The sequence below is a fragment of the Flavobacteriales bacterium genome, from assembly GCA_021739695.1.
GTDB lineage: Bacteria > Bacteroidota > Bacteroidia > UBA10329 > UBA10329 > UBA10329.
This window is the reverse complement of sequence record JAIPBM010000002.1, coordinates 156,630-182,375: the sequence shown is the minus strand read 5'-3', so window position 1 is coordinate 182,375 and position 25,746 is coordinate 156,630. Positions and strand designations below refer to the sequence as shown.

The 25,746-nt window shown below is 42.9% G+C and carries 25 protein-coding genes and 1 tRNA gene; 10 read left to right on the top strand and 16 right to left on the bottom strand.

Annotation, left to right across the window (positions count from 1 at the left end):
- Nucleotides 1–15: 15 nt before the first annotated feature.
- The 7 genes from K9J17_02050 to hemB are packed head-to-tail and all read right to left on the bottom strand — an operon-like array spanning nt 16 to nt 6,595.
- Entirely contained in the window at nt 16–762 is a 747-nt protein-coding gene (locus tag K9J17_02050) for a glycosyltransferase family 2 protein (protein MCF8275489.1), read from the bottom strand.
- A complete protein-coding gene (locus tag K9J17_02045; protein MCF8275488.1) occupies nt 755–1,861 on the bottom strand; it encodes a DegT/DnrJ/EryC1/StrS family aminotransferase in 1,107 nt (368 codons plus the stop codon). Before K9J17_02045 ends, K9J17_02050 begins: the two co-directional genes overlap by 8 nt.
- Nucleotides 1,862–3,007 carry a dTDP-4-amino-4,6-dideoxygalactose transaminase gene (gene rffA / locus K9J17_02040; protein MCF8275487.1) on the bottom strand — a complete coding sequence of 382 codons (1,146 nt, stop codon included), beginning with the start codon at nt 3,005–3,007 and terminating at the stop codon, nt 1,862–1,864. It abuts the gene before it with no gap.
- Complete coding sequence (locus K9J17_02035; protein ID MCF8275486.1) at nt 2,985–3,677, bottom strand: GNAT family N-acetyltransferase; 693 nt, start codon at nt 3,675–3,677, stop codon at nt 2,985–2,987. The genes rffA and K9J17_02035 overlap by 23 nt, the downstream gene beginning before the upstream one ends.
- Nucleotides 3,677–4,603 (bottom strand): glycosyltransferase family 2 protein, encoded by a 927-nt coding sequence (locus K9J17_02030; protein ID MCF8275485.1) that lies wholly within the window; start codon nt 4,601–4,603, stop codon nt 3,677–3,679. Before K9J17_02030 ends, K9J17_02035 begins: the two co-directional genes overlap by 1 nt.
- Nucleotides 4,604–4,611: 8 nt before the next feature.
- Nucleotides 4,612–5,619 (bottom strand): amidohydrolase, encoded by a 1,008-nt coding sequence (locus tag K9J17_02025; GenBank protein ID MCF8275484.1) that lies wholly within the window; start codon nt 5,617–5,619, stop codon nt 4,612–4,614.
- The gene (gene hemB / locus K9J17_02020) at nt 5,612–6,595 is read right to left on the bottom strand and encodes a porphobilinogen synthase (GenBank protein ID MCF8275483.1); all 984 of its coding nucleotides are present in this window, start codon (nt 6,593–6,595) and stop codon (nt 5,612–5,614) included. Before hemB ends, K9J17_02025 begins: the two co-directional genes overlap by 8 nt.
- Nucleotides 6,596–6,660: 65 nt before the next feature.
- On the opposite strand from hemB, the gene K9J17_02015 reads away from it, so the two are divergent.
- The 4 genes from K9J17_02015 to K9J17_02000 are packed head-to-tail and all read left to right on the top strand — an operon-like array spanning nt 6,661 to nt 9,377.
- The gene (locus tag K9J17_02015; protein MCF8275482.1) at nt 6,661–7,287 is read left to right on the top strand and encodes an ATP-binding cassette domain-containing protein; all 627 of its coding nucleotides are present in this window, start codon (nt 6,661–6,663) and stop codon (nt 7,285–7,287) included.
- Nucleotides 7,284–8,507, top strand: coding sequence for an FtsX-like permease family protein (locus K9J17_02010; GenBank protein MCF8275481.1), 1,224 nt, complete (start codon nt 7,284–7,286; stop codon nt 8,505–8,507). Before K9J17_02015 ends, K9J17_02010 begins: the two co-directional genes overlap by 4 nt.
- The gene (locus K9J17_02005) at nt 8,500–8,940 is read left to right on the top strand and encodes a DUF3299 domain-containing protein (protein MCF8275480.1); all 441 of its coding nucleotides are present in this window, start codon (nt 8,500–8,502) and stop codon (nt 8,938–8,940) included. The genes K9J17_02010 and K9J17_02005 overlap by 8 nt, the downstream gene beginning before the upstream one ends.
- Nucleotides 8,937–9,377: a DUF3299 domain-containing protein gene (locus tag K9J17_02000; protein ID MCF8275479.1), complete on the top strand. Its 441-nt coding sequence runs from the start codon at nt 8,937–8,939 to the stop codon at nt 9,375–9,377. Before K9J17_02005 ends, K9J17_02000 begins: the two co-directional genes overlap by 4 nt.
- A 137-nt stretch (nt 9,378–9,514) precedes the next feature.
- On the opposite strand, the gene K9J17_01995 is transcribed toward K9J17_02000, so the two are convergent.
- The gene (locus K9J17_01995) at nt 9,515–9,922 is read right to left on the bottom strand and encodes a hypothetical protein (protein ID MCF8275478.1); all 408 of its coding nucleotides are present in this window, start codon (nt 9,920–9,922) and stop codon (nt 9,515–9,517) included.
- 75 nt (nt 9,923–9,997) lie between these two features.
- Between K9J17_01995 and K9J17_01990 the strand changes: the two genes are divergently transcribed.
- On the top strand, nt 9,998–11,041 hold the full coding sequence (locus tag K9J17_01990) for a metal-dependent hydrolase (protein ID MCF8275477.1): 1,044 nt from the start codon (nt 9,998–10,000) through the stop codon (nt 11,039–11,041).
- Nucleotides 11,042–11,074: 33 nt separating this feature from the next.
- Here the strand turns inward: K9J17_01990 and K9J17_01985 are convergent, their stop codons facing one another.
- The 5 genes from K9J17_01985 to gltX form a co-directional block, all read right to left on the bottom strand.
- On the bottom strand, nt 11,075–11,269 hold the full coding sequence (locus K9J17_01985; protein ID MCF8275476.1) for a hypothetical protein: 195 nt from the start codon (nt 11,267–11,269) through the stop codon (nt 11,075–11,077).
- 32 nt (nt 11,270–11,301) lie between these two features.
- Nucleotides 11,302–12,117 (bottom strand): T9SS type A sorting domain-containing protein, encoded by an 816-nt coding sequence (locus tag K9J17_01980; protein ID MCF8275475.1) that lies wholly within the window; start codon nt 12,115–12,117, stop codon nt 11,302–11,304.
- Nucleotides 12,118–12,191: 74 nt separating this feature from the next.
- Nucleotides 12,192–12,262, bottom strand: a tRNA-Cys gene (locus tag K9J17_01975).
- A gap of 40 nt (nt 12,263–12,302) precedes the next feature.
- Nucleotides 12,303–12,659: a dihydroneopterin aldolase gene (gene folB / locus K9J17_01970; GenBank protein MCF8275474.1), complete on the bottom strand. Its 357-nt coding sequence runs from the start codon at nt 12,657–12,659 to the stop codon at nt 12,303–12,305.
- Entirely contained in the window at nt 12,656–14,185 is a 1,530-nt protein-coding gene (gene gltX, locus K9J17_01965) for a glutamate--tRNA ligase (protein MCF8275473.1), read from the bottom strand. The genes folB and gltX overlap by 4 nt, the downstream gene beginning before the upstream one ends.
- 133 nt (nt 14,186–14,318) lie before the next feature.
- On the opposite strand from gltX, the gene K9J17_01960 reads away from it, so the two are divergent.
- The 5 genes from K9J17_01960 (at nt 14,319) to K9J17_01940 (ending at nt 21,354) form a co-directional block, all read left to right on the top strand.
- On the top strand, nt 14,319–17,669 hold the full coding sequence (locus K9J17_01960; protein MCF8275472.1) for a hypothetical protein: 3,351 nt from the start codon (nt 14,319–14,321) through the stop codon (nt 17,667–17,669).
- An 8-nt stretch (nt 17,670–17,677) separates the two neighbouring features.
- Complete coding sequence (locus tag K9J17_01955; protein ID MCF8275471.1) at nt 17,678–18,079, top strand: ATP-binding protein; 402 nt, start codon at nt 17,678–17,680, stop codon at nt 18,077–18,079.
- Nucleotides 18,080–18,502: an rRNA maturation RNase YbeY gene (gene ybeY / locus K9J17_01950; GenBank protein ID MCF8275470.1), complete on the top strand. Its 423-nt coding sequence runs from the start codon at nt 18,080–18,082 to the stop codon at nt 18,500–18,502.
- Nucleotides 18,503–18,564: 62 nt separating this feature from the next.
- Entirely contained in the window at nt 18,565–20,433 is a 1,869-nt protein-coding gene (mnmG, locus tag K9J17_01945; GenBank protein MCF8275469.1) for a tRNA uridine-5-carboxymethylaminomethyl(34) synthesis enzyme MnmG, read from the top strand.
- A gap of 6 nt (nt 20,434–20,439) precedes the next feature.
- A complete protein-coding gene (locus K9J17_01940) occupies nt 20,440–21,354 on the top strand; it encodes a class I SAM-dependent methyltransferase (protein MCF8275468.1) in 915 nt (304 codons plus the stop codon).
- A 123-nt stretch (nt 21,355–21,477) separates the two neighbouring features.
- On the opposite strand, the gene K9J17_01935 is transcribed toward K9J17_01940, so the two are convergent.
- From K9J17_01935 to K9J17_01925, 3 genes are read right to left on the bottom strand one after another with little or no spacing between them, the layout of a single operon-like run.
- The gene (locus K9J17_01935) at nt 21,478–22,230 is read right to left on the bottom strand and encodes a response regulator (GenBank protein ID MCF8275467.1); all 753 of its coding nucleotides are present in this window, start codon (nt 22,228–22,230) and stop codon (nt 21,478–21,480) included.
- Between the two features lie 2 nt (nt 22,231–22,232).
- Nucleotides 22,233–24,068, bottom strand: a complete 1,836-nt coding sequence (locus tag K9J17_01930; GenBank protein MCF8275466.1) for a PAS domain S-box protein — start codon at nt 24,066–24,068, stop codon at nt 22,233–22,235.
- Nucleotides 24,058–25,587, bottom strand: coding sequence for a hypothetical protein (locus K9J17_01925; GenBank protein MCF8275465.1), 1,530 nt, complete (start codon nt 25,585–25,587; stop codon nt 24,058–24,060). Before K9J17_01925 ends, K9J17_01930 begins: the two co-directional genes overlap by 11 nt.
- Between the last annotated feature and the right edge of the window lie 159 nt (nt 25,588–25,746).

The window sequence follows — 25,746 nt, the reverse complement described above, 5'->3', positions numbered from 1 at the left end:
GTTGTGAGGAAACGATCAGAAAACTTCATCGATAATAAACGGTTCTGGGTTTTCGGGTTTTGTACTTCTCCAAAAATACGCGAGAATCACACTTCGCTCGGCCATAAAAAATCCGAGTGTTTTCCACGCAAGTCTAAATTTCTTTTTCGTTGTCCATTTCGAAGTGCCAATCACTCTTTGTCGTTTTTGATACATAACGATTTCGTGGGGCAAATTCATAGTGAGCAGCAAGTAAAGCGAATTGATATCTGCTTGCATCTGCGTCAGTAACCGGTCTTTTGCCTTTTTGTCGAAAAGACAAAAATCGAATCCGCCTGCCGGCAATGTTGGTAAGGCGAATGACCTCATGAACCAATAAAAAATATTTGCGAAAGCATTCCGTTGCTTTGTTCCGGTTGCTAGGACCAGTTTTGATCCATCACGCCAAAATTGATACATCTCTATAATCAGTTCTGGTGGGTCTTGCAGGTCAGCCGCCATCACAACAACACAGTCTCCAGTTGCGTGCTTCAAACCAGCGTAAATCGCATTGTACGAGCCCACGTTCGAAGCAAGTTTTACCACCGTTACTTTCTTGGGATGGCTTCGCTTGAAGTTGAGCAACCTATCCAATGTTTCATCACCGGAACCATCATCAACAAAAACATATTCCAATGTCGTATCCGAAGGAAGCGTGCTTTCGTTTGCAATAAGAGCAGCCGTAGTGACCGGAATGTTGTCCTCGTTGAAATAGCACGGAATTACTACCGAAATCTTAGGCATCAAAAAACGCTTTTATCCCGTTTACAACCACTTCTTGCTGTGCTTCTGTAATTCCAGGATAAAGAGGCAGGCTCAAACTTGTTGTGGCTAGTTCTTCAGCCAACATGAATGCCCCTTTCCTGAGTTCTAAATGAGAATAGGCCGGCTGCATATGTGGTGGTGTTGGGTAGTGAATGGCCGTTTCAATTCCGCGCTCTAAGAGAGATTGCTTGATATCGTCCCGACTGTTCGTTCTTATGACAAAAAGATGATAAACGTGCGTTGACTCTGGATGAACAAAAGGCAGAATGACGTCTCCTATTCCCGAAAGCTGCGTATGGTAATATGCTGCTGCATCCTGACGTTGTTTGGTCCAAGCTTCTAAACGTTTGAGTTTGATCCGGAGAATTGCAGCTTGAATTTCATCCAATCGATTGTTAAACCCAAGGTGGTCGTGAATGTTTTTTACTCGGCTTCCATAATTCCTTAGAGACCGAACCGAATCGGCAAGCATTTGGTCATTGGTAGTTATTGCGCCAGCGTCTCCCAATGCTCCTAAATTTTTTGTCGGATAAAAACTTGTTGCGTTAATGTGACCCCAACTTCCGGTTAGCCTTTCTTCAAAAGCGGCTCCATGCGCTTGGGCGTTGTCTTCAATCACAAACAAATCATGGCTATTTGCTATCGCCATTATTGCGCTCATTTCACACGCTTGTCCGTAAAGATGAACAGGAATGATTGCCTTCGTCCGTGAATTAATTGCAGCTGAAATTCGGCCTTGATCAATATTGAACGTGTCCATTTTCGGCTCAACAAAGACAGGTCTTGCACCTACATTACTCACGGCTAATGCGGTTGCTATGTAGGTGTTTGAGGGAACAATGACTTCATCTGTGGGTCCAATATTGAGTGCTCGAAGTGAAAGCATCAACGCATCTAAACCACTGCTGACACCTATGGCGTCTCGCGTGTGATTGAACGTAGCGTATTCCTTTTCAAACGAGTCTACATTTTCCCCCAATATAAATGCACTCGTTTTGAAAACGCTGTTTATCGCGTTCTCCATCTCGGGCCTCAATGAATCGTTAACGAACCGAAGGTCGATGAACGGAACCTTCATTTAGCTGTAAAACTCAACTACTGAAGCAACAATCCGATCAACATCCTCGTTGGTCAAATGCAAATGAAGAGGCAGTCTGACTAAACATGAGCTATACAAATCGGACCATGGCAAATGCCTTCCATCATGCTTGCCTTTGAAATATGGCGAAGCATAAAGTGATTGATAATGGAATACCGAATGAATGTCTTCGGATTTTAAATGTGAGATCAGCTCTGTTCTTTCATCCTCCGAAGCACAGACCGTATAGAACATATGCGCATTATTTGTTGCGTAGTTCGGGATACTTGGAAGTCGTGCCTGTTTGTCATCAATTATAGATTTCAGCCCATCGTAATATCGATTCCATATTTCCAGCCTTCGTTCTTGAATCGATTTCAGGTCTTCCAACTGTGCAAATAGAAATGCCGAACTCAATTCTGATGGAAGGAATGATGACCCGATATCCACCCAGCCATATTTGTCCACTTCACCTCTCCAAAAAGCGGTGCGATTAGTGCCTTTCTCCCAAATGATCTCCGCCCGTTTTTCGAATTCCCGTTGGTTTATCAGCAGGGCTCCACCTTCACCACACTGAATATTTTTGGTTTCGTGAAATGATAAAGCGCTCAGCTCCCCAATTGAACCAAGGAACGATTCCTTTCCATCAGACCATTTGAACTTTGCGTCAATGGCCTGGGCTGCATCTTCAATCAAATAGATGTTGTGTGTTTTTGCAATGGCACTAAGCATTTCCATATTGCAGGCCACGCCAGCATAATGTACAGCAACAATGGCCTTGGTACGTTCGGTAATCAGCTCTTCCACCAAGTTCTCGTCCATGCCAGGATGATCGGGCCTACTATCCACAAAAACAACCTTTGCTCCTCTTAGTATGAAGGCATTTGCCGTGGATACGAATGTGAACGAAGGCATGATGACCTCATCTCCTGGTTGAATGTCCATAAGAATGGCACACATTTCCAATGCATCGGTACAAGACGTGGTCAACAGTGCCTTGGGCGTAGCCGTTATCTCTTCCAAAATGGCTTGACACTTTTTAGTAAAAATGCCATTGCCAGAAATTTTTCCCGTGGCAACAGCATCGTTCAGATACTCGACCTCCTTACCTGTTAAGTGAGGCTTATTGAATGGTAAATCCTTCATTCCAGTAATTATAAATGTACGATTGACTGTGCTTTCTGAAACCAAAGTGTTCGTAAACCGCACGTGCCGCTTGGTTTTTCCCTTGAGTTGCGACTCTTAAACTCGAATTTCCTTTCGAAAAGCTCATTCGGTCTGCTGCACGAAGCAACTTTCCTCCAATTCCCTTGCCTCTAAAGCCTTCTGAAACAGCAAAAAGTCCGATGCTTGAATTGCCCTCTTTATCTTCTGATAGCGTAACGATTCCAGTGGGTTGGTCTTCCTCTAATATGGTCAATGTGGAATATGCAATTTCCTTCTTCATGCTCCGCTCCACCCAAACCTCATAAAGTCGTTCGAATTCATTATTCTTAAAATGAGGATCTAATCTGAAACGTGAATAAAGCCCACTTTGCTGCCCGATATCCTTCATCTGCAACAAGCTTAATATGGGTGCTTCCACAACATCAACTTCGGCAAGTCTGTCTGTCGGTTCTTTGGCAAAAAGAATTTTTGAGTCTCCGTAGCAAAGCCAACTTGATTCAATCGGATCCGAACTATTCACATACACGAGTCTGAATTCCTGTGTCATTTGGATGAATTGATGTTCATCGAATGGTTCTTTTTCGAGGATTAAACTGCCAACCGGGTATCCGAAAAAACCAGAATCCCATTCCAACTTGGTTAGCTTCATTATGAGCTTCTTTCGGTGGTTTCGCTAATGATATAATTGGGCCGATCTTTCACTTTTTCGAACACTTTTCCGAGATAGAGTCCGATAATCCCAAGAATCATAATAATCATTCCCGAAAAGAATGAGATGGAGATAATCAAGCTGGCGAAACCGAGGACGTCTATTTCTCCCAAAATATACTGCACCAAATAAAAGACTCCGATACTCATTGAAATAGCCGAAATGTAAAAACCCAATCGCACTGTCAGCCTGAGCGGTTTGTCAGAAAAGGCTAAGATGTTGTTGAACGCAAGAGCAAACAGGCTTGTCCAATTATATGATGATTCTCCTTCTGCTCTAGCGTCATGTGTCACATCCAAATAAACCCGGTCGAAACCTACCCACTGCAGCATCGTTGGGAAATAACGAATTGCATCTTTCATGGTAAGAATCGCGTCCACCACTTTCCTGTCGTAAATTCCAAAGTTGGCCACTGCTGGGTCTTGAACAGTGTCAGTAAGGTAACTGAACGTAGAATAATACAACTTGGAAGACATACGCTTTGACCACTTATCCTGTCGCTGCACTCTTCTAGCAACAACCGCATCTGGACCTTCTAGAGCCTTGGCATATAAAGCTGGGATTTCCTCAGGTCTGTCCTGTAGGTCGCAATCCATTACCACTATCCATTTGCCTTTTGCTAACCCAAGGCCTGCGGTAATTGCATAATGCTGACCAAAATTTCTACTCAACCTATGTGCCTTAATGGATGGTCTCTTTTCTGCCAATTCTTTCAAAACAACCCAAGAATCATCAGGGCTGCGGTCATCTACAAGCACAATCTCATACGCAACACCCATTGCACCTAACACTTGGTCCAGTCTAGACGCTAATTCTGGCAGAAGTGCCTGAGCACGATAAACGGGGCTTACAACTGAAATTTCTATCTCGCTACTCAATTGAATTCGTTTTCGTTAAGCCCCAACCAATCCAAACTACTATGGCAGAAAATATTGTCGATGTCTTGTTGAGGCAAGTTCATTTCTTCAATGAATTTACCGATTTCAAGGTCACCTAACGGAAACGGATAATCACTTCCCAAACAAACTTTTTCAGAACCGACTTTGTCGATAATAAACTTGAGAGCATCTGCATCGTGCGTAATGCAATCGACCCAGAATTTGCCGAGATATTCCCTAGGGCTCACGTCATTATCAATAGCCACTAAATCCGGTCGGCAATTGAAGCCGTGTTCAATTCTGCCAATTGTTGGAATGAAAGATCCGCCTGCATGCGCGAAACAAACCCTCAGATTTGGTAGTTTTTCAAAAATTCCAGCAAAAACCATGGAGCAAATAGCTCGCGAGGTTTCGGCTGGCATTCCAACCAACCACGGAAGCCAATACTTACGCATCTGGTCCATTCCCATCATGTTCCAAGGGTGGACAAAAACAGCCATTCCAAGGTCTTGGCAAGCTTCGAATATTGGATAGAACTCAGGTTCATCCAGATTCTTATCGTTGATGTTTGAGCCGATCTGAACGCCAGGAAAACCGAGTTCTTTACATCGCTGCAATTCTTTAATCGCCAGATCAGTGTCTTGCATCGGCAGCGTTCCCAATCCGATGTAATTCTTTTTGAATGGCTCGATGGATCTCGCAATATCATCATTCAGAAAACGGGCAACCTCCGCACCATCTTCGGGCTTTGCCCAATACGAAAACAGCACCGGAATGGTACAAACCACCTGCACTTGCGTATTGAATTGCTCGTACTCGGCAATGCGTATTTCGGGGTTCCAGCAATTCTCCGTTATCTGGCGGAAAAACCGTCTTCCTTGCATCATGTTTGCCTTACCTGGCTCCACATGGTTGAGCATGATGAAATCGCCATAGCCGAACTTGCGTGCGAAATCGGGCATTTCGCGCGGCATGATATGCGTATGCATGTCAATCTTAAGCAAGCTTCCCATCTTTTAGCATTTGGGCGTATTCCTTGGCAAAATAGGTAAGGATTGCCGAAGCTCCAGCACGCTTGAAACTCAACAGCATTTCGGGCATCGCCTTATCATAATCCAACCAACCGTTCTGTGCCGCTGCTTTCAGCATGGCATATTCTCCGCTCACATTGTAGGCGGCAATCGGTAATTCAAACTTTTCTTTCAGAAGATGGATGATGTCCAAGTACAGAAGTGCTGGTTTCACCATTAGAAAATCTGCTCCTTCCGAAGCGTCCAGTTCTGCTTCGCGAAGCGCTTCCCATTTATTGGCGGGATCCATTTGGTATGTCTTTTTGTCCCCCGATTTTGGCGCGCTACTCAACGCATCGCGAAACGGACCGTAGTAAGCACTCGCATATTTGGCGGTATAACTCATGATGCCCACGTTCTCAAAATCGGCATCGTCCAATTCTTCTCGAATGTGTTGCACGCGGCCGTCCATCATATCAGACGGACCGATGATGTCAATGCCCGCTTCGGCCTGGGCAACCGCCATTTGTCCAAGAATATCGAGCGTTTCATCATTCAATATTCTTCCGTCTTCCACCAATCCATCATGTCCGTCAGAACTGTACGGGTCCATGGCTACATCGCTGATCAAGCAGCTTTCTGGAAATTCTTTTTTCAGCTTCGCGATAATGCGCAAGTAGAAATTCTTCTCATCATAACCGTAGCTCGCAACCTTGTCCTTAAGCGAATCTTCTACAGCAGGAAAAAGCACAAACGAACGCAATCCAAGGTTCATCGACTCTTCCACCTCCTTCAGCAATTTGTCTTCCGAAAAACGATAAATGCCAGGCAGCGAACCAATCTCATCCTTAATTCCTTTTCCATCCACCATAAAAAGTGGATAAATCAAATTGGAAAGGTCGAGGCGCGTCTCTCGAACCAAACTTCGGATGGTTTCGGTGGCGCGGTTTCGTCTAGGTCGTTCAAGCATGTTCTTAGAATGTCGGCTAAAAGTACGAACCTACGGTCAACCCATTAGTTTTGCATCATTAAGAAATGCTGCAAACAAAAGACCTTTCTTTTAGCTACGCGAACGGACCGAGCTTCTCGTTCTCTGACCTTTCAGTTGAACCTACTGAGGTTCTTTTGGTTCTAGGTCGCTCAGGAAAAGGAAAAACAACGCTTTTGCATCTGTTGGCCGGATTGATGGAGCCGAATTCAGGTTCTGTGACCATCGATGGACAGTCCATCACCAAACTGAAAGGAAAAGCGCGTGATGCTTTCCGAGGGAAAAACATCGGAATGGTTTTCCAACAGGCGCAGTTTATCCGCTCCATCAGCGTGATGCAAAACTTGCAATTGGCGCGCTCGCTTGCTGGACTTCCCAATGACGAGGCTTTTGCCAATGAGCTTCTTTCTGAACTCGGTATTGCCGATAAAGCCAAAAATCGACCAAATGAGTTGAGTATCGGGGAACGTCAACGTGCGGGAATTGCGCGGGCTTTGATCACGCAACCAAAAGTTGTTCTGGCAGATGAACCGACCTCCGCTTTGGATGATGAAAACTGCGAGTTAGTAGCAGACCTGCTACAGAAAACCGTCACTGGTCATGGCGCAGCGCTCGTCATCGTCACACACGATCAACGATTGAAAAACCGCTTTCTGAATTCGGTGGAAATATGAAGACGCTGCAGCTCGCATACGCCAATCTGAAGGAACATTTCCTCACCACTGCGCTTAGCATTATGCTGCTTTCCATCGGTGTGGGAATGGTTTCATTCATCGTTACCGTAAGCGAACAACTGAATGATCGATTTACGCGTGACATTCGCGGTATTGACATGGTTGTGGGCGCAAAAGGAAGTCCGCTGCAACTCATTCTTTCGGCCGTTTATCAAATTGATAACCCAACCGGAAATATTCCGCTTGCTGAGGCAAATAAACTGAAGCGACATCCACTTATCAAATACAGCATCCCGCTTTCGTATGGCGATAGTTACAAGGGCATTCGGATTGTAGGAACCGACTCGCTTTACCTCCGTCACTATGAGGCAACTTTTTCTGATGGAACAATTTGGAACCACAGTATGGATGTGGTTTTGGGAAGCGCTGCTGCCGAAAAACTTGGTCTCAAAATAGGTTCTCATTTTCATGGAAACCATGGATTTGACGAAGAAGGCCACGCGCACGAAGAATCGCATTATAACGTGGTTGGAATTCTAAATCCAACAGGAACGGTGGTCGACCGGCTCATTCTTACATCCACAGAAAGTGTTTGGGATATCCACAATCATGATGAGCCGGCACACGAAGAGCATGCTCATAAAGACGAGCACGAACACCACTTGGATGAAGAAAAAGGCGAGATAACCGCTCTATTGGTCAAGTTTAAAAGTCCGATGGGAATCATGCAAATACCACGCATGGTGAACGAAAAAACCTCAATGCAGGCTGGGCTCCCTGCCATCGAAATCAATCGTCTATATGAGTTGATGGGAATTGGTTTCAGCACATTGCAAGCCATTGGAATGCTGATGATGTTAATTGCCGCGCTAAGCGTTTTCATTTCGTTGCTCAATTCGCTTAAAGAGCGGAAATACGAATTGGCGCTTATGCGTTCGCTCGGTGCTTCACCTTCTAAATTATTCGGTCTGGTCGTGCAGGAAAGTTTGCTGCTGTGCTTGGTCGGATACGCTTTTGGCATCATCTTAGGGCGTGTTGGAATTATGATGCTTTCATCTTTTGGCGAAGAACAATTTCACTTTAGTGTGATGCAAAGCGGTGTCTCAACTGTTGAACTGTGGTTGTTGCCATTCACGCTGGGTGTTGGATTGATTGCGGCCATTATTCCGGCCATTCGTGCTTATCGTTCAGATATTTCAAGCATTTTGCGCAATGAGTAGGCTGGTCTTTTTTCTCTTTTTCTCTTTTTCTCTTTTCTCCGAAGGAAGGGCGCAGCACAAAAAGATTGAATGGTCGTTACTGGCAAAGGTTGTATGGGGCGAAAAATACTTCGAGGAATATGACGAAACGGTCTATTATCCCGATTTCAGTAAAGAGGTGTTGGCGCTGGATGGCGCGCTCGTTGAACTCGAAGGCTACATTATTCCAGTTGATGTTGAATCGGGCTACTATGTTCTCTCAGCCAATCCATTCGCCTCATGCTTTTTCTGTGGAAATGCAGGGCCGGAAAGTGTGATGGAGCTTCAATTTATCGAAGGAAATAAGGGCGCTTATAAAACAGATGAGATTCTGACGTTCCGAGGAAGATTGAAGCTGAATTGGGATGATCTGGAACACTGCAATTACATTCTTCAAAACGCTACGCCCAAGTGAGGTTTCTTCTTTCGTTTTTTCTCATAGTTGGTTCTCTCTCCGTTTCAGGACAAACCCTAGTCGGCTGGAACACGTTTGCCCAAGTGAAATTCCATCGACAATATTCTGAAACATTCGGGTTTGAAGTAAATGTGAAACCACCAGAGTTTTCCAAGGAACTAATGGCCTTGAACGGGAAGGAAATCAAAGTGAAGGGCTACGTGATTCCAGTTGATGTGGAATTGGGCATGTACATGGTTTCTGCCAATCCGTTTGCCAATTGCTTTTTCTGCGGTAACGCAGGGCCAGAAACAGTTGTCGAGCTTTTTCCTAACGGTAAATTCCCTCGCTTCAGCACCGATCAGATGGTCACATTCAAAGGAATCTTACAGATCAACACGCAAGGCGAAATGAATGCTGTGCCTTACCAAATGTTTCAGGCAGAAATTATAAAATAGGCCGATTTTTTCTTCTTCGATTGCGGCTCCTTCGAAATGACAAAGACATTTCAATCAAGCGTTTTACCCATTCGTTTTCGCTCAGTTCTAGCTCAAGAAAACTCAAAAAGAGTAATCAGCATGATTACCGCAGAACATCAGTAGTTTTTGAGTTGCTCAATTTTTTCATACAAACTGGCCTGAAGCGCCTGATAACCTGTCCTAAAGTCACGCATCTCCTTCTCCACGTCCTGATGTTTGAATGGAAATTCCCGATCCTTAAGCAACACGCGGTCTTCAGCAATTTTCAGGAGATATTCTTCATGTTCTCTTAATTGCTGTTTTTGTCGCTCTACCCGAAACTGCAAAAATGAGCTTAGGGTTTGTTTGAGATGTCCGATATCAGCAGACTCCGAAATTGTTCCAACATCCTTCAAGGCATATATGTCCAGCATGCGCTGAAAAAACATGAGGTCAATAACATGTGAATTAAGCTCAGACTGCCACTGCTTTACCTCTTGGTGAAGACGTTGAGCTTTGGTTCTATCATTTACTTCGACCGACATGATTCAAATATAGCCATGTTGCGGCAATCTGAAATTCTTAACGAATTCCATTTGTTCGGTTACTAGATTTGCTACGTGGATAGTTTAACTCAAATTGTACTCGGAGCTGCTGTTGGAGAAGCTGTTCTCGGTAAAAAAGTAGGGAACAAGGCTTTACTGTGGGGTGCCGTGGCGGGTACCATTCCAGATCTTGATGTGCTGTATATCAAACTCATTGGAGGTGGGGCAATTGATGAGATCGTCTTGCACAGAGGTATTTCACACTCTATCCTTTTTGCCATTGTAATGGCGCCAATACTGGGGTGGTTGGTCAATTGGCTCTACCGCAAACAACCTGAGGCAGATTATAAGGGTTGGACATGGCTTTTCTTCTGGTCAATTTTCACACATCCGCTACTTGATTGCCTCACTACTTATGGGACTCAGCTATTTCTTCCATTTTCCGATCACAGGGTAAGTATAGCATCAGTATTCGTAGTTGATCTCTTCTATACAGTTCCATTCCTGCTTAGTGTGATTGCGCTATTGTTTATTAAACGCACTAGCGGTTGGCGCAGAAAGGTCAACTATTTCGGAGTGGCACTTAGCTCAACGTATCTAATAGCCGGCCTAGTAAACAAACTTATCGTAGCGGAGGTCTTTGAAAATGACCTGCTCTCTGAATCCCAAAAACCAAAACTTGTGTTTGTTGGAACCACACCGTTGAACATCATTCTATGGTACGGGGTAGCAGAAACAGATTCGACATTTCAAATTGGCTATCATTCGTTGTTCGACCAAAGTAAAGACGTTAAATGGGTCTCGTTTCAGAAAAACCATTACCTCATTAAAGACATAGAGAACGATTATGGCGTAGAGCGCCTACGATGGTTCTCTGACCAACTTTACATTGTCTCTGAGGCCTCTCCAGAAACGTATGATTTTTACACCTTGAAATTTGGCCGAAGTAAATTTGAGTCGACCGAACCTATTGGTTCATTTTCATTCTATTTCAGAATCCACAAAAACACCAACGGCGAACTTGAATACGAATCAATCAGAGATGTGAAGTTCGATACCATAAAAGATCAACTAGAAATGTTAGTTGATAGAATTCTAGGAAACCAAGGTTTATACTAGCTGCCTCGGAAGAGATTAATAAAGTCCTGTAAACTAGGCTGCTTTATGCGGCTTTGAAGAACGCAGCCTATACGAGCCATACACAATACTTGCCAAAACAAGCACCGACACAACCAAATCTAAAGACGTGTGTGCATGCGGTGGAGGCGGAGGAAGCGGTGGCCCTTGAGCAACTGAAAAATCGGCCGTACCAAAAAGCAAAAAAATGAAAGAGATAAGCTTTTTCATGAGTTTAATTGTACAACAAATTTAGTTTTTTTTTATAAATGGATCTTTCGTGTAATAATTGATCCACCCGTCAGTCTGAACCGCAAAACGTAGACGCCATCAGAAAAGGTAGTTCTATTTAGGGACATCATGTTTTTTCTGTCAAAAACTTTCTCAGACCAAACAACCCTTCCTTGTGTGTCAAACATCATAAAATCAACCACCCCTAATTCATTCAATCCCCTAAAAATAATATTGTCGTGTCTAATAAACATTTCTACTTCACGTTCCGTTCGATTAGGGTTTTGCTCATTGGAAGTTACATTTGACGGATAGAAATGAATAATAAATCTGGCCGGGTCATCTGATACCGCCCCCCATGTGCTATAAATTGAGTCGCCTAGAAGGTCTTGAGTAACATTCTGGGTAACGTCTTCCAATTCAACTACAACGCCCAAGGGTAGCGTGCTAAGAAGGGTGAATTTGAAGTCATACTGTGCCAATGTGCCTGGTAGAAAGCCCAATGGTACATCAACTGGCTCAAAAAGATGTGGCAATCCATTAATTGATAGTCTTGAATTTGCTGGTGGGTTTCCAGGGGGTAAGGGAGGTGATACGACTTCGGTGTAAATATGAGGCTGATTAACGTTTCCTAATAGCATCTGTGCATCACAACACCCATCCCAACCATAAGTTGGAGTCGTTGCTGGCGGATTCCACCCATCATCCTCAAAATAAATCAAGGCTGTATTTGCAAAACCATTTCCAACGACATCCACTTGAACTGCGTAGTCACCATACGGTGGTATTTGGGAGAAACCCCTAATCGACCAGAGGATAATTAAGATTAAAAAAGCTGTGTGTTTCATCTATGTCTTTCCTGTAAAGTTCTTTAGCGCCTATCAAAAATAAGAAACCCCACTGAAATTAGTGGGGTTTCTTGAGGTCGAGAGCGGATTTGAACCGCTGTACAAGGTTTTGCAGACCTCTGCCTAACCGCTCGGCCACTCGACCATGCTGCAAAAGTAATAATCCAAACTTAACTCAAACAAATTCAATTTAGCTTCCAGACAATACGACTCTGACCAAGGCTTCCACCAACAGGAGGATTGAATTTGGTCAAACTAACTTCCCATTCTGAAACCCACGTGTATTGTTCTCTCAATTTAAGCGCAATTCGTTTAGCAACCGTTTCAATGAGTTTTGATCGTACCGCCATCTCTTCCTCCACTAGATTGTAAATGACCACATAATCTACGGTTTTGTTCAGGTCATCCGAATCTGCACAAGCAGAAAAATCAGCAACGGCTTTGATGTCAATGCGGTACTTCCCTCCTATTCTTCCTTCCTCTTCCAGACAACCATGATATGCATGGAGCCTGATATCTTCGATGTACAACTCTTGCATCATTTCAATTTTTCGACCCCATCTCGTAATCTAGCTACCACTTCTATACGGCCAATCAGCTCAGTCATTTCAAAAATCACTGGGCCACCAGCCTGACCGCTCAATAAAACCCGGAACAATTGCATTACCTGCCCTGGATTTATCTCCAACTTTTCAGCGGTTGATTTAAACGTCAATTCAATCTCTTCCGATTTCCACTCGGCTAATTCGGATAAAGCATCAGCAACCGCCAAGAAAAATATTGCAGCTTGATCACTCCAACGCTTCTTTATCACACCCTCATCGTAATGCGTTGGCTTCTGGAAAAAATAACTTCCGATGTCCCAAAACTCTCCAGTAAACTGTGTTTTCTCCTTAATCAACGAACAGACCGCGGTGACATAATCTTTATCAACGTTAATTCCCTTCTGATTAAGCGTTACAGTGAAAATATCGGCCAATTCAGAATCGTCATACGTTCTGAGATATTGCTGATTGTACCATTTTGCCTTTTCTGGATCAAACTTTGAACCTGATTTTCCAACTCGCTCTAAAGAGAACGCCTCAACAAGTTGATCCAAAGAGAAAATCTCCTGATTGGTTCCTGGGTTCCATCCTAGCATAGCAAGCATGTTTACGAAGGCCTCTGGAAAATAGCCTCTTTCTCGATAGCCATGAGACTCTTCTCCCGTTTCTGGATCTTTCCAGTTCAGCGGAAACACGGGAAACCCAAGTCTATCTCCATCTCGCTTACTTAGTTTGCCGTTTCCGTCAGGTTTTAAAATAAGCGGGAGGTGTGCGAAAACAGGCATCACCTCTTCCCATCCTAAATAACGGTACAAGAGCACATGCAGCGGAGCTGATGGCAACCACTCTTCTCCTCTGATCACATGTGTGACCTTCATCTTGTAGTCGTCAACCACATTTGCCAAATGATATGTTGGCATACCATCCGACTTGAATAGAACCTTGTCGTCCATTTGCGATGAATGAACCACAACCCATCCACGGATTACGTCATGAAATCGAACCTCTTCCTTTCGTGGAATCTTTATACGGATTACGTACGCTTCTCCTTCATCAATGCGTCTTTTCACATCATCTTCAGAAAGCGTGAGTGAATTCTTCATTGTTTCACGAGTGACCGCATTGTATTGTGGCGCTGCAACCTTCGCTTTAGTCAAGCGTTCCCGCATTTCGGTTAGCTCTTCTGGAGTATCGAACGCATAATATGCATGACCGCTTTCAATCAATTGCTCAGCGAACTCCAGATAGCTGGCTTTCCGCTCCGATTGCTTGTATGGACCATATTGGCCTCCACTTCGTGGTCCCTCATCCAGCTTCATTCCGCACCATTCCAGCGCTTCCATGATATATTCTTCGGCACCAGGAACGTATCGTGTTTGGTCGGTGTCTTCAATTCGCAGAATAAAATCTCCGCCCATTTTCTTGGCGAACAAATAATTGTAAAGTGCAGTTCTTACGCCACCCATGTGCAGTGGCCCGGTTGGGCTAGGGGCAAATCGTACTCTTACTTTTCGGCTTTCCATCAAGGTTGATTTTGGGCGCGCAAAGGTAGCCTTATTTCGTGTTTATACTTAGACGCGAACATTGAAGCGCGCAGAATAGCCGTATTTTTGGTGGTCGCAGCAACAAAGAAATTATGCAGGCGTTGAGACAACGATGAGCAGGGACGGTCAACTATTACTCCATAAGTTAGATGAGTTTATTCGGAAATACTATCTGAATAAGCTTATTCGCGGAACGCTGCTTACAACAGGCTTGCTTTTAGCTTTCTTCTTAGCCTTCGTTTCTCTAGAATATTTTGGGCATTTCGGGGTAACTGGTCGAACCATTTTCTTCTATACCCTTCTAGGTGTTTCTGGTTTAGCCATCGCTCGTTGGGTAGCGGAGCCAATTATTCGCCTTTGGCACATTCGCCCGGGAATTTCTTACGATGAAGCGGCAACAATCGTTGGCGCACATTTTTCAACTATTGAAGACCGATTACTGAACACCTTGCAATTGCAACGTGCTGCTGAATCATCCAATTCTGAGCTGCTTCTTGCAAGCATCGACCAGCGAATTGGGGAATTGAAGCCAATTCCATTTACAACAGCAATAGACCTGAAGGAAAACAAACAATTCCTGCGTTATGCTCTTCCTCCAGTTATTCTGTTGATGTTGATTTTGGTTGTTTTTCCTTCGTTATTGACTGAGGGAACAAGGAGAATCGTCAATCATCGAACAGCGTTCGAAAACCTCGCGCCATTCCTTTTCAATATTCAGAATGAAGAGCTTTCTACCATTGAGCTACAGGATTTTGAACTCGTGGTTTCCTTAGATGGCAAAGAAGTGCCGAACGATCTTTACGTTGAAGTGGATGGAAAACGAGCGCTAATGAACAAGCTAAGCGCAGCTAAATTTTCTTTCGTTTTTCATCAACCTCGAGAAGATGTTGATTTCCGTTTAAGCGGAAACGGTTTTAATTCAGCAGAACACCTTTTGAAAGTGCTGCCAAAACCTTCGGTGGTTGGGTTTGATGTTGCTTTGGAATTTCCTAAATACACTGGTCGTACGAACGAAAACCGTCAGAACAGCGGAGACTTATTGGTCCCAGAAGGAACGCGGATAAACTGGAATTTCGAAACAGCCAAAACGATTGGGTTGAGCATGGTTTTGGATAATGAACCGCGCAAACTTAATCGTGTCTCGGACAACAACTTCACTTTTTCGGAGCAATTCAAAAAAAGTGCGGCCTACACGATTGTTGGTTCCAACGAATACATGGAATCTGGTGATTCGTTGCGATACACGGTCACGGTTGTTCCAGATCTTTACCCTTCAATTTCCGTGACCGGTGTAGAAGATTCGCTGAACCCAAAACGTCTTTACTTCAACGGACAGGTGAAAGACGATTATGGATTCTCATCGCTGGTTTTCAAATACAAACGACTGAATGAAACTGGTTCACAAGCCGATGAATCAGAACAACTATTGAGCGTTTCCAAAAATCAGAAATCAGAAACATTCTTCCATTTCTGGGATCTAACGCAGATAGGTTTAGAACCAGGCGATGCAGTGGAGTACTATTTCGAAGTTTGGGATAACGATGGTGTGAATGGAAGCAAATCCAGTCGTTCGGAAAAAAGCACCTACCGAGTGGCCACCATGAATGAGTTGGCCGCAGAAAACGACCTAAAAAGTGAGAAACTGAAGCAAGAAATATCCGAAAGTCTAAAAATGGCCGAGGAAATGAAAAAGAACTTGGCTGACCTACAAAAAGACCTCGTAAACAAGAAAAACCTTGATTGGGAAGACAAGGAAAAAATGAAAGAGATGCTGCAGATGCAGAAATCCCTTCAGAAGAAAATGGAGGACATTCAGCAGAAATCTGAACAGAAGAACTCCAAAATGAACGAAATGATGGAGTTTGACCCAAAGCTTGTTGAGAAGCAAGAACAATTGGAGAAGCTGTTCGAGGAAGTAATGTCAGATGACATGAAGAAGCTCTTTGATGAAATGGAGCGCCTGATGGATGAAATGACCAAAGAAAAGGCTCAGGAGCTCCTTGAAGATATTGAGTTAACGAATGAAGATCTAGAGAAAGAACTGGACCGAAGCTTGGAGCTATTCAAACAATTGGAGTTTGAACAAAAACTTGAACAGACGATGGAGCGCTTGGAAGAACTAGCAAAAGACCAAGAACAATTATCCGAAGAAACGAAGGAAAAAACGGCAGAAAACGAAGAGTTGAGTGAGAAGCAGGAAAAACTGAACGAAGAATTCGAAAAGATAAAAGACGACCTCACAGACCTAGAAAAGAAGAACGAGGAGCTGGAAAAACCAAACGATATGGAAGACTTCAAGAACGAAGAAGAGTCCGTGTCTGAAAATCAAAAAGAAAGCAAGGAGCAACTCGACCAGAACCAGAATAAAAAGGCGTCTGAATCGCAGAAAAAAGCATCTGAACAAATGAAAAACATGGCCCAGAAAATGGGTAACATGATGATGCAGATGCAGTCCCAAGGACAAGAAGAAGACTTAGAGGCATTGCGTCAAATCGTGGAAAACCTCCTGACACTTTCCTTTGATCAAGAACAGCTTATTGGTAATCTCAAAACCACCAATCAGAACGATCCTAAATACACGGATCTGGCGCGTGAGCAGCTCAAACTAAAAGATGATAGCAAACTAATAGAAGACTCTCTTTATGCATTAAGCAAACGCGTTCCGCAGATAGAAACCATTGTGAATCGAGAGATCCGTTCGGTGAATGGAAACATGAAAAAGTCTATCGAAAAAATGGCAGACCGCAAGACACCCGAAGCTTTGTCTCGTCAACAGTTTGCACTTACATCATTAAATAATTTAGCCTTGCTTCTAAGCGAAACGGTACAGCAAATGCAAGCAGCAGCAGCGCAAGCATCTGGTTCTGGCTCTTGCAACAAGCCCGGTGGAAAGGGCAGTAAACCTTCAGCCGGTGCTATGCGCAAACTTCAGGAACAAATGAATAAGCAGTTGGAAGACATGAAAAAAGGAATGCAACCTGGAGGTAAAAAGCCAGGAGAAAAACCAGGCATGACTCCAGGAAGCAAGGGAATGAGTAAGCAAATGGCACAAATGGCTGCACAACAAGAGGCGCTACGCAACATGGCGCGGGAATATGAATCTCAGTTGAAAAAAGGCGAAGGAGGAAAAGGTGGTTCTGGCGAGATGAAGAAGCTTCAAGAATTGATGGAACAGACAGAGACGGACCTCGTCAATAAAATGATAACACAAGAGACGCTTAACCGGCAACAGGAAATTCTAACTCGGCTATTGGAAGCAGAATCGGCCGAACGCGAAAGAGAGCAAGAACAGCGGAGAGAATCGAAGGAGGCAAAAAATGAAGATTATGGTAACCCTGAGATTTTTTTCGAGTATATAAGGCAGAAAAATAATGAGACCGAGCTGCTGAGAACCGTGCCACCGAACCTTAATCCGTTTTACCGAGAAAAGGTTGATGAGTACTTTAAGAAGCAGGTGGAATAACTGCACTAATGGAAAAACAAAGCCTGAATTTTGACTCTAAGGCCGACAATATTGTCATCGCTGAAAAACTGGTAGATGACGTTTGCAAGAAATTCTCGGTAGACGAAGATTACTACGGGAACATCTTGATTGCCGTGACTGAAGCGGTAAACAACGCCATAAACCATGGTAACCGTCAGAATCCTGAAAAAAAGGTCCATTTAGATTTCATAGAACGTGGCGATCGTCTGTCCTTCAGTATAAAGGACGAAGGTGAAGGGTTTGACCATGAAGCACTTCCTGACCCAACAGACCCGGAGAATCTTGAAAAAATCAGCGGCCGGGGAGTATTCTTAATGAAGCATTTGGCTGACGAAGTAGAATTCTCAGAAAACGGAACTAGGGTTGAAATGATTTTCAAAGTCGGCTAAATGGCTGATGTTTCGTTCCATTCGGAGCAAACCGTTTTCTCTATTTCCAACGAACAAAAAATTGTCGATTGGCTTTCAGACGTATGTCATTCTGAAGGTCAGAAGTTGATGGAATTATCATTCATCTTTTGTTCTGACAATTATTTGCTCGACATCAATAGAAAACATCTCAATCACGATTATTACACGGACGTGATCACATTCGATTACACCATTGAATCCGCTGTGTCAGGTGATGTTTTTATTAGCATAGACCGAGTTCGAGAAAATGCAGAAACACTTGGTTTTACTTTTGAAAATGAGCTTCACCGAATAATGGTCCATTCAGTGCTCCATTTACTCGGATACAAGGACAAGACCAAACCTGCAAAACAGTTAATGACAACCAAAGAGGATTTTTATCTATCTTTGCGGTCCTTTTAGCTTTTACAATCCTTTGGTTATCAACAACTTATGGTTGTTCCACGTGAAACAAAGTCGAAGACATGCATAAGCATTATGACGTAATAGTAGTGGGTGGCGGACATGCTGGTTGCGAGGCAGCAGCAGCAGCAGCTAACCTTGGGTCTAGCACTTTGCTCATTACGATGAACATGAACACCATCGCCCAAATGTCATGTAATCCAGCAATGGGCGGTGTAGCAAAAGGCCAAATCGTTCGGGAAATTGATGCACTGGGCGGATACTCTGGAATCGTATCAGACAAGTCGGCAATTCAATTCAGAATGCTGAATCGTTCTAAAGGACCCGCTATGTGGAGTCCACGTACACAGAACGATAGGTTCAAATTTGCATACGAATGGCGAATGATGCTCGAACAGACCGAGAAACTCGACTTTTGGCAAGACAACGTAACCGAACTTATCGTTCAGAATGAAACTGTTTGCGGAGTGCGAACTAGTATGGGACATGAATTCCATTGCTCCGCAGTGGTTCTCACCAACGGAACATTCCTTAATGGATTGATCCATATTGGAGAAAAACATATTGGTGGCGGCAGAAGCGCTGAGAAGGCCTCTGTTGGGCTAACTGAATGCCTTGAATCCCTTGGGTTTGAAAGCGGGAGAATGAAGACAGGTACACCACCTAGAATTGACGGAAGAAGCATTGATTACTCATTAATGGAAGAACAGCCCGGAGATGTAACTCCTAGGAAGTTTTCATTCACCAATACAACAGCGCTCAAGAAGCAGCGAAGCTGCCATCTCGTATACACCAACGAAGCGGTCCATGACATTCTACGAGAAGGCTTTGATCGTTCTCCTATGTTTACAGGAAGAATCCAAGGAATAGGACCTCGTTACTGTCCGTCTATCGAAGATAAGATTGAACGTTTCTCAGACAAAGACAGACATCAGCTATTTGTTGAGCCAGAAGGATGGGATACTGTAGAAGTCTACCTAAATGGCTTTTCAACATCGCTTCCAGAAGAGATCCAGTACAAAGCTCTTCGGCAGATACCCGGAATGGCAAACGCAAAAATGTTCCGCCCAGGATATGCGATCGAATACGACTATTTCCCCCCCACTCAACTAACCCATACCCTAGAAACTAAACTTGTAAAAAACCTATTTCTAGCTGGTCAGATAAATGGAACAACAGGCTACGAGGAAGCAGCTTGCCAAGGCTTAATGGCAGGAATTAACGCGCACCAAAACACTTCAGACAAAGAATCATTTATCCTTGGCAGATCAGAGGCTTATATCGGTGTTCTCATAGACGACCTAATAACGAAAGGCACTGAAGAACCATACCGAATGTTTACTTCAAGAGCGGAGCATCGCATACTTCTAAGACAAGATAATGCAGATGCCAGACTTACTCCATTGGGTCATTCTCTTGGACTCGCTTCGGATGATCGTTTGAGACAAGTTGAATTGAAAAATCAATACGTTTCAGATGTTGAGAAACTGCTAGGTAAAATCAGCTTAGACACCGAGGAAGCAAACACTTACCTGACGTCACGGAATAGCGCCAATGTTAATCAGAAACTTAAGGCATACAGCCTAATCTCAAGGCCTGAAGTGACCTTAACATCTATGCTTGATAGCATACCGTCCGTAGCAAATTCCATTAGCTCAGTTAGCACTGATGTGGAGATATTGGAACAGGTGGAAATTAGAGCCAAATACAACGGTTACATCGATAAAGAACAAGAATCAGCAAATAAGCTTGTTCGCTTTGAAGGAATAGTTTTGCTTCCTGATTTCGATTACAATTCCCTACAATCTTTGTCAGCAGAAGCAAGGCAGAAATTGAATAAAATCAGACCCTCTTCTATAGGCCAAGCAGCCAGAATAAGTGGTGTCTCTCCATCAGATATATCAGTTTTATTAGTTCATTTAGGTAAATAGTTTCACGTGGAACATTCTTTAGAAACGTTGAATGCGTGCCCATCCTGCGGAACATCCGGCTACGAACACGCCATCACATCCATAGATTACACTTACTCTAAATATCCCTTTGAGATAGTTGCTTGCGAGTCGTGCCAACTCCTATTTACCAACCCGAGACCCACAGAAGATTCTATAGGCGCCTACTACGATAATCCTGAGTATGTTTCCCACACGGATACGAAAACAGGACTACTATTTAGGTTATACCGAATTGTGAAGAGCTTCACTTTGAAGCAAAAAAGATTGCTACTTCAGAAGCATACGAAGCAGCGAACCGTCCTTGACTATGGTGCAGGAAGTGGTGATTTCTCAGTTGAACTGGCGAGTCACGGATGGAGCGTTGAAGCCTTTGAGCCTGATTCCAAAGCAAGAACACTAATAATAGAAAAAGACTCACGAATTCGTATTGCTACAAGCTTGGACGACATTACCAAGCAATCCAAATCCGTGATAACTCTTTGGCATGTTCTCGAACACGTTCATAAATTACAAGAGACAATCGGACATTTCCATCGAATACTCGATGATGATGGTCTATTGATAATTGCAGTTCCCAACCACACTTCTTTTGACGCAAGATTCTACAAAAAGAATTGGGCAGCTTACGATGTACCAAGGCATCTTTACCACTTTGACATAACTACCATAGAGACATTAATGGCACGTTTAGGTTTTCGATTGAAAACAATCAAACCAATGTGGTTCGATTCGTACTACGTAAGCTTGCTAAGCGAAAAAAACGCTAGTGAAAAAAACGGAACCACAACTGTCATCCGTTGGATACGAGCAATTTACGTAGGAACGATTTCCAACCTATATGCGCTGAACAAGACTTCGCGCTGTTCCAGTGTCACTTATATCTTCGAAAAGAGCAATTAGAGTAGAAACACGGGCTTTTTGGTGATAAACCAACCTAGTCGCCACTTATAAAACGAAACGCCCTTAACAGCCTCCAATTAACACTGTTTATTTATGTGTCTTAACGTGCTAATTATCAAACAATTACACGAACTTTAACCGACTGTTGAGTTCATCCCGATAAGATCCCCCTACAGGTATAATCTTCTTTTCGTCCTCCATCACCAAATTACTTTGTTCTATGGCGATGATCTTATCAACCCTTACAATAAATGATCGATGAACCCTTAAGAATTCGCTCACAGATAGTTTTGACAACATATCCTTCATAGTAGAGTGAACAGTGTACTTCGCATCCTTAGCGTGTATTATTACGTAATCTTTTAACGCCTCTACGAAATAAATCTCCTTCGTCTTCACTTTCACCAGTCGACTGTTAGACTTAACGAAAATGCAGTCATCAGACGATTTGTCCAGCACAATCGATGAATATAGATCTCGCTCTTTTTTCACCTCCTGCTCTTTTCCGTGCTTATAGAGAGCCATCTCAATGGATGTATGCAAATCAATTTCCTTAAAAGGCTTAATTATATACCCATAAGGTTCTGTTACCTTCGCTTTACTCAATGTACTCTCATCAGCATACGCAGTGAGAAAAATCACAGGAATTTGGAAACGATTTTTAATCTGCTCAGCAGCTTCAATACCGCTGATTTCTCCTTTCAACATAATGTCCATAAGAATTAAATCAGGTCTATGCTGACCAGCTGCATCAATGGCATCTTCGCCTGTATTTTCTATGCTAGGAACAGAATAACCCAATTTCTTTAGGCTATTCTGGATATCCTTCGCAACTATACTTTCATCTTCAACTACTAATACGCTTGTTTTAGCCATAACTATTGTTCTTTGAACACAATATTAAACTGAGTTCCATTGATAGTGTCAATTTGCAATACTCCACTTATTTGTGTAATAAGTGTTGTAACCAACTGTAAACCCAAAGAATCAGCATTGTCAATATCAAAATCACTTGGTAATCCTATACCATCATCACTGATAATAAGTTTCAATTTACCATCGGAAAGTTTCGAAAACTCGATCCTGATCGAACCTGTTTCGCGACCTTTGAATGCATACTTCAAGGAATTAGACACAACTTCGTTAATTATCAGTCCACATGGAATAGACGTATCGAGATTCAGATAGAGTTCTTCCAAATCAAAATCAAGCGATAATCCGCCTTCCGGTCTTCCATAAGAATGAAACAGGTTTCGTGCAATATTCTGTATGTACTCAGAGAAATTAACCTCAGACAAGGTCTTGCTCTGGTACAAACTCTCGTGAACAAAAGACATGGATTTTATCCTGTCTTGACTTTCTCTGAGAATACTTAACGCTGTTTCATCATCAATGTAAGAAGACTGCAAATTCAAAATGCTAGAAATAACCTGCATGTTATTCTTAACGCGATGATGAACTTCCTTGAGCAGAACTTCCTTTTCCTTAATAGACTCTTCAAGCTGTCTTTCGTACTCTTTACGTTCAGTAATATCCTCAAAAACAGCCACAAAATAATTTGGACTGTCATTAGAATCTCTTACCAGAGAAACAGTCACATTAGCACTTAGCAGTTCGCCATCTTTCCTAACATATGTCTGCTCACGAGAGAAATTCTTAATTCTTCCACTTAGCAATTGATCCCAATCAACCAAGCCTTCTTCAACCTCTTCTTGAACACCTAACTCATAGAAAGTCTTCCTGTATAGCTCCTCTGCTGAATAACCAAGCATATCACACAGCCGCTCGTTAGCGAGAAGAAAACGACCCATCTTAGCAATCCTAGCAATTCCAATATATGCCTGATCATAAATCGCTCTATGTCGCTCCTCACTTAATCTTAACTCTTCCTCTGCCTTTTTAATAGCAGTGATATCACGAGACACGCCCATCGCCCCAACAATTTCTCCTTTATCATTCTTGAGCACAGAAGCGGAGAGGAAGGAAATGAAAAAAGAACCGTCTTTCTTTCTATTTATGATTTCATTGGCCAAAGAACCTTCCACAGTGATCCGTTCAACCACTTTATTCATTTCTTTTTCATCAGAGAAGAGCATTGATAACGGCTTACCAATCGCTTCTTCACGCGTGTAACCAAAAGTGCTTTCAGCTGCCGTGTTGAACTCGTTAATTCGATAATCGATATCAGTGGCAACAATCATATCTAGCGAACTATCAATGATGCTTCTTGCGTATTGCTGCGCATGTCGCAAATCTTTTTCGGCCTTGCTTCGTTCAATGATTTCTCTTTGAAGCTGAAGATTCGTTTCCTCGGCAATCTGTGCACGCAATTGTTCTCTTGCTAACTGCTTTCTAGTGGATATATCATGCAACAACATTTGCACCGAACCATCATCTAATAGCCCACCACTTGTTTCAACATCAAGAATGGTTCCCGTATCCAAACGCTGAATCTTAAGTTCAATAAATCCAGGCGATTTACCAATTCCAATACTGTTCAATAGCAGATCGAACTGGTTATTGTAGGAGGGATGCAGGAATTGAACCGGCTTCATTCCTACAGCCTGCTTCTCGCTAATTCCTAGCATTTTTAATGCATGAGGATTGGCATAATCGACCTCTCCATCGTTGATTATGATAACCCCAACAGGCAAATTCTCAATGAGATTTTGATACCTCGTTGAGTTATGGTCAAATCTGATATTAGGGCTCATCTTCCTTCTCTGCTTGCACTACTTTTTCGCCATCCACTTTCACTACTTCTCCTTGCTTGAAATTTACCACTTGCGTCTGAATTCCTTCCTCATTGTACGCAAACCAGTCTCCTTCTTTCAATCCGAATTTGTAGCTTCCTATCTCCTGTATCTGACCCTTTTCGTAATAATAAGTGTGTTTTCCATTCTCCATCCCCTGCTCAAACTTTCCCTCAAATTTCAGCTTTCCGGAAGGATAATAATGTTTCCACATGCCATTACGTTGTCCGGCCACATAAGTTCCCTCTTCTCGGTCATCGCCCAGATCTTGAAACCACTCTCCTTCTTTTTCCCCTGAGAGATAATTGCCTTTTGATACAACTTTTCCCGTGTCATTATATTCAATAGCTAATCCTTCTTCCAAACCATCATAGAAAATTTCTTCGCGCCAAGTCTGACCATTTTCATAGGTCCACTTCCAATTCCCATCCGGCTTTCCTTTATGATACGTTCCGCGCTGTTCTTCATTTCCTTCTCGATAGAAGAATACCCAATCACCATCACGCAAACCATCTTTATACTTGCCCTGACTCCTTAATTCACCTGTATCATAGAATTCTTTCCAAGGACCTTGACGCCTGCCTTCTGCATCAACTATTCCTTCTCCTACCACTTTTCCTTTGCTGTAAATCTTAGCTGCTGCAACCTCTCCCGTTTCCTTATATTCTCTGTGCACACCTTCTTTTACTCCTTTACTGTAACTACCAACCGATTTAACCTGAGCATTTGGATAATACTCTCGTTTGATGTCTAGCTTGGCAAGTTCTTTTGGATCTGGAATCAGAATTCCATCTTCATACTTTAATGTTTCTGATAAATTTCCTTGCTCATCATAGGTTTTGAAATAGCCATTTTTCTTGTCATTCCTGTACCGGCCTTCCACTTTAACCGTTCTGTTATCGTAGAACTCCTTCCATAAACCTTGCTTCTGATTGAACTTATCTTTCCTGTTGATTCGCTCTCTACTGGACACATACCCATTTCTATACTCAGTGACAGCTGTTATACGTCCGTCATCTTCAGCAAATTCGTAACCTAAACCATGCTCAATTCCTTTTCCAAGTGTATCTAAGGGAATTGTTTCCTGTAAATTTCCTGATGGGTAGAATTTTCTGATTGTTCCTATCAGAACATCATTCAAAAACGCTTCTTCTTTTTGAATTGTGCCATCTTCGTAAAAGGTCTTGCGAAGTCCATTCTTCTTACCGTTTTGATAGGTGATACTTTGGGAAATGATAGAAGTAGGAGCATAGAACTTCCAAATACTATCCAACTGATGGTTTGTTCTATTACCTTCAGATTTTAGCGTTCCATCATCGTAGAACGTTTTCCAATAAGCCTCAGGTTTTCCATCCAACATATAGCCTTCGCTAGAAACTTGACCATTATCGAATTTGTATGAAACATATTCGAGTTCCTGTCCAACCGAAAGACCAGCGCTGAAAAAGAGAAGAAGGAAAAGGCTAACTTGAAATTTCATTCAGGGCGATAAAGATAGTTCCATTAAATCTTCATAGAAATTTGATGAACAACCTAAAGAACTATTTAAAAAGATTGATTTAAGATTTATGGTAATAATATATGATTGTTGATCCGTGTAAAACAAATTGTCTCTTGGTTTGGCAGATGGACTTATCAG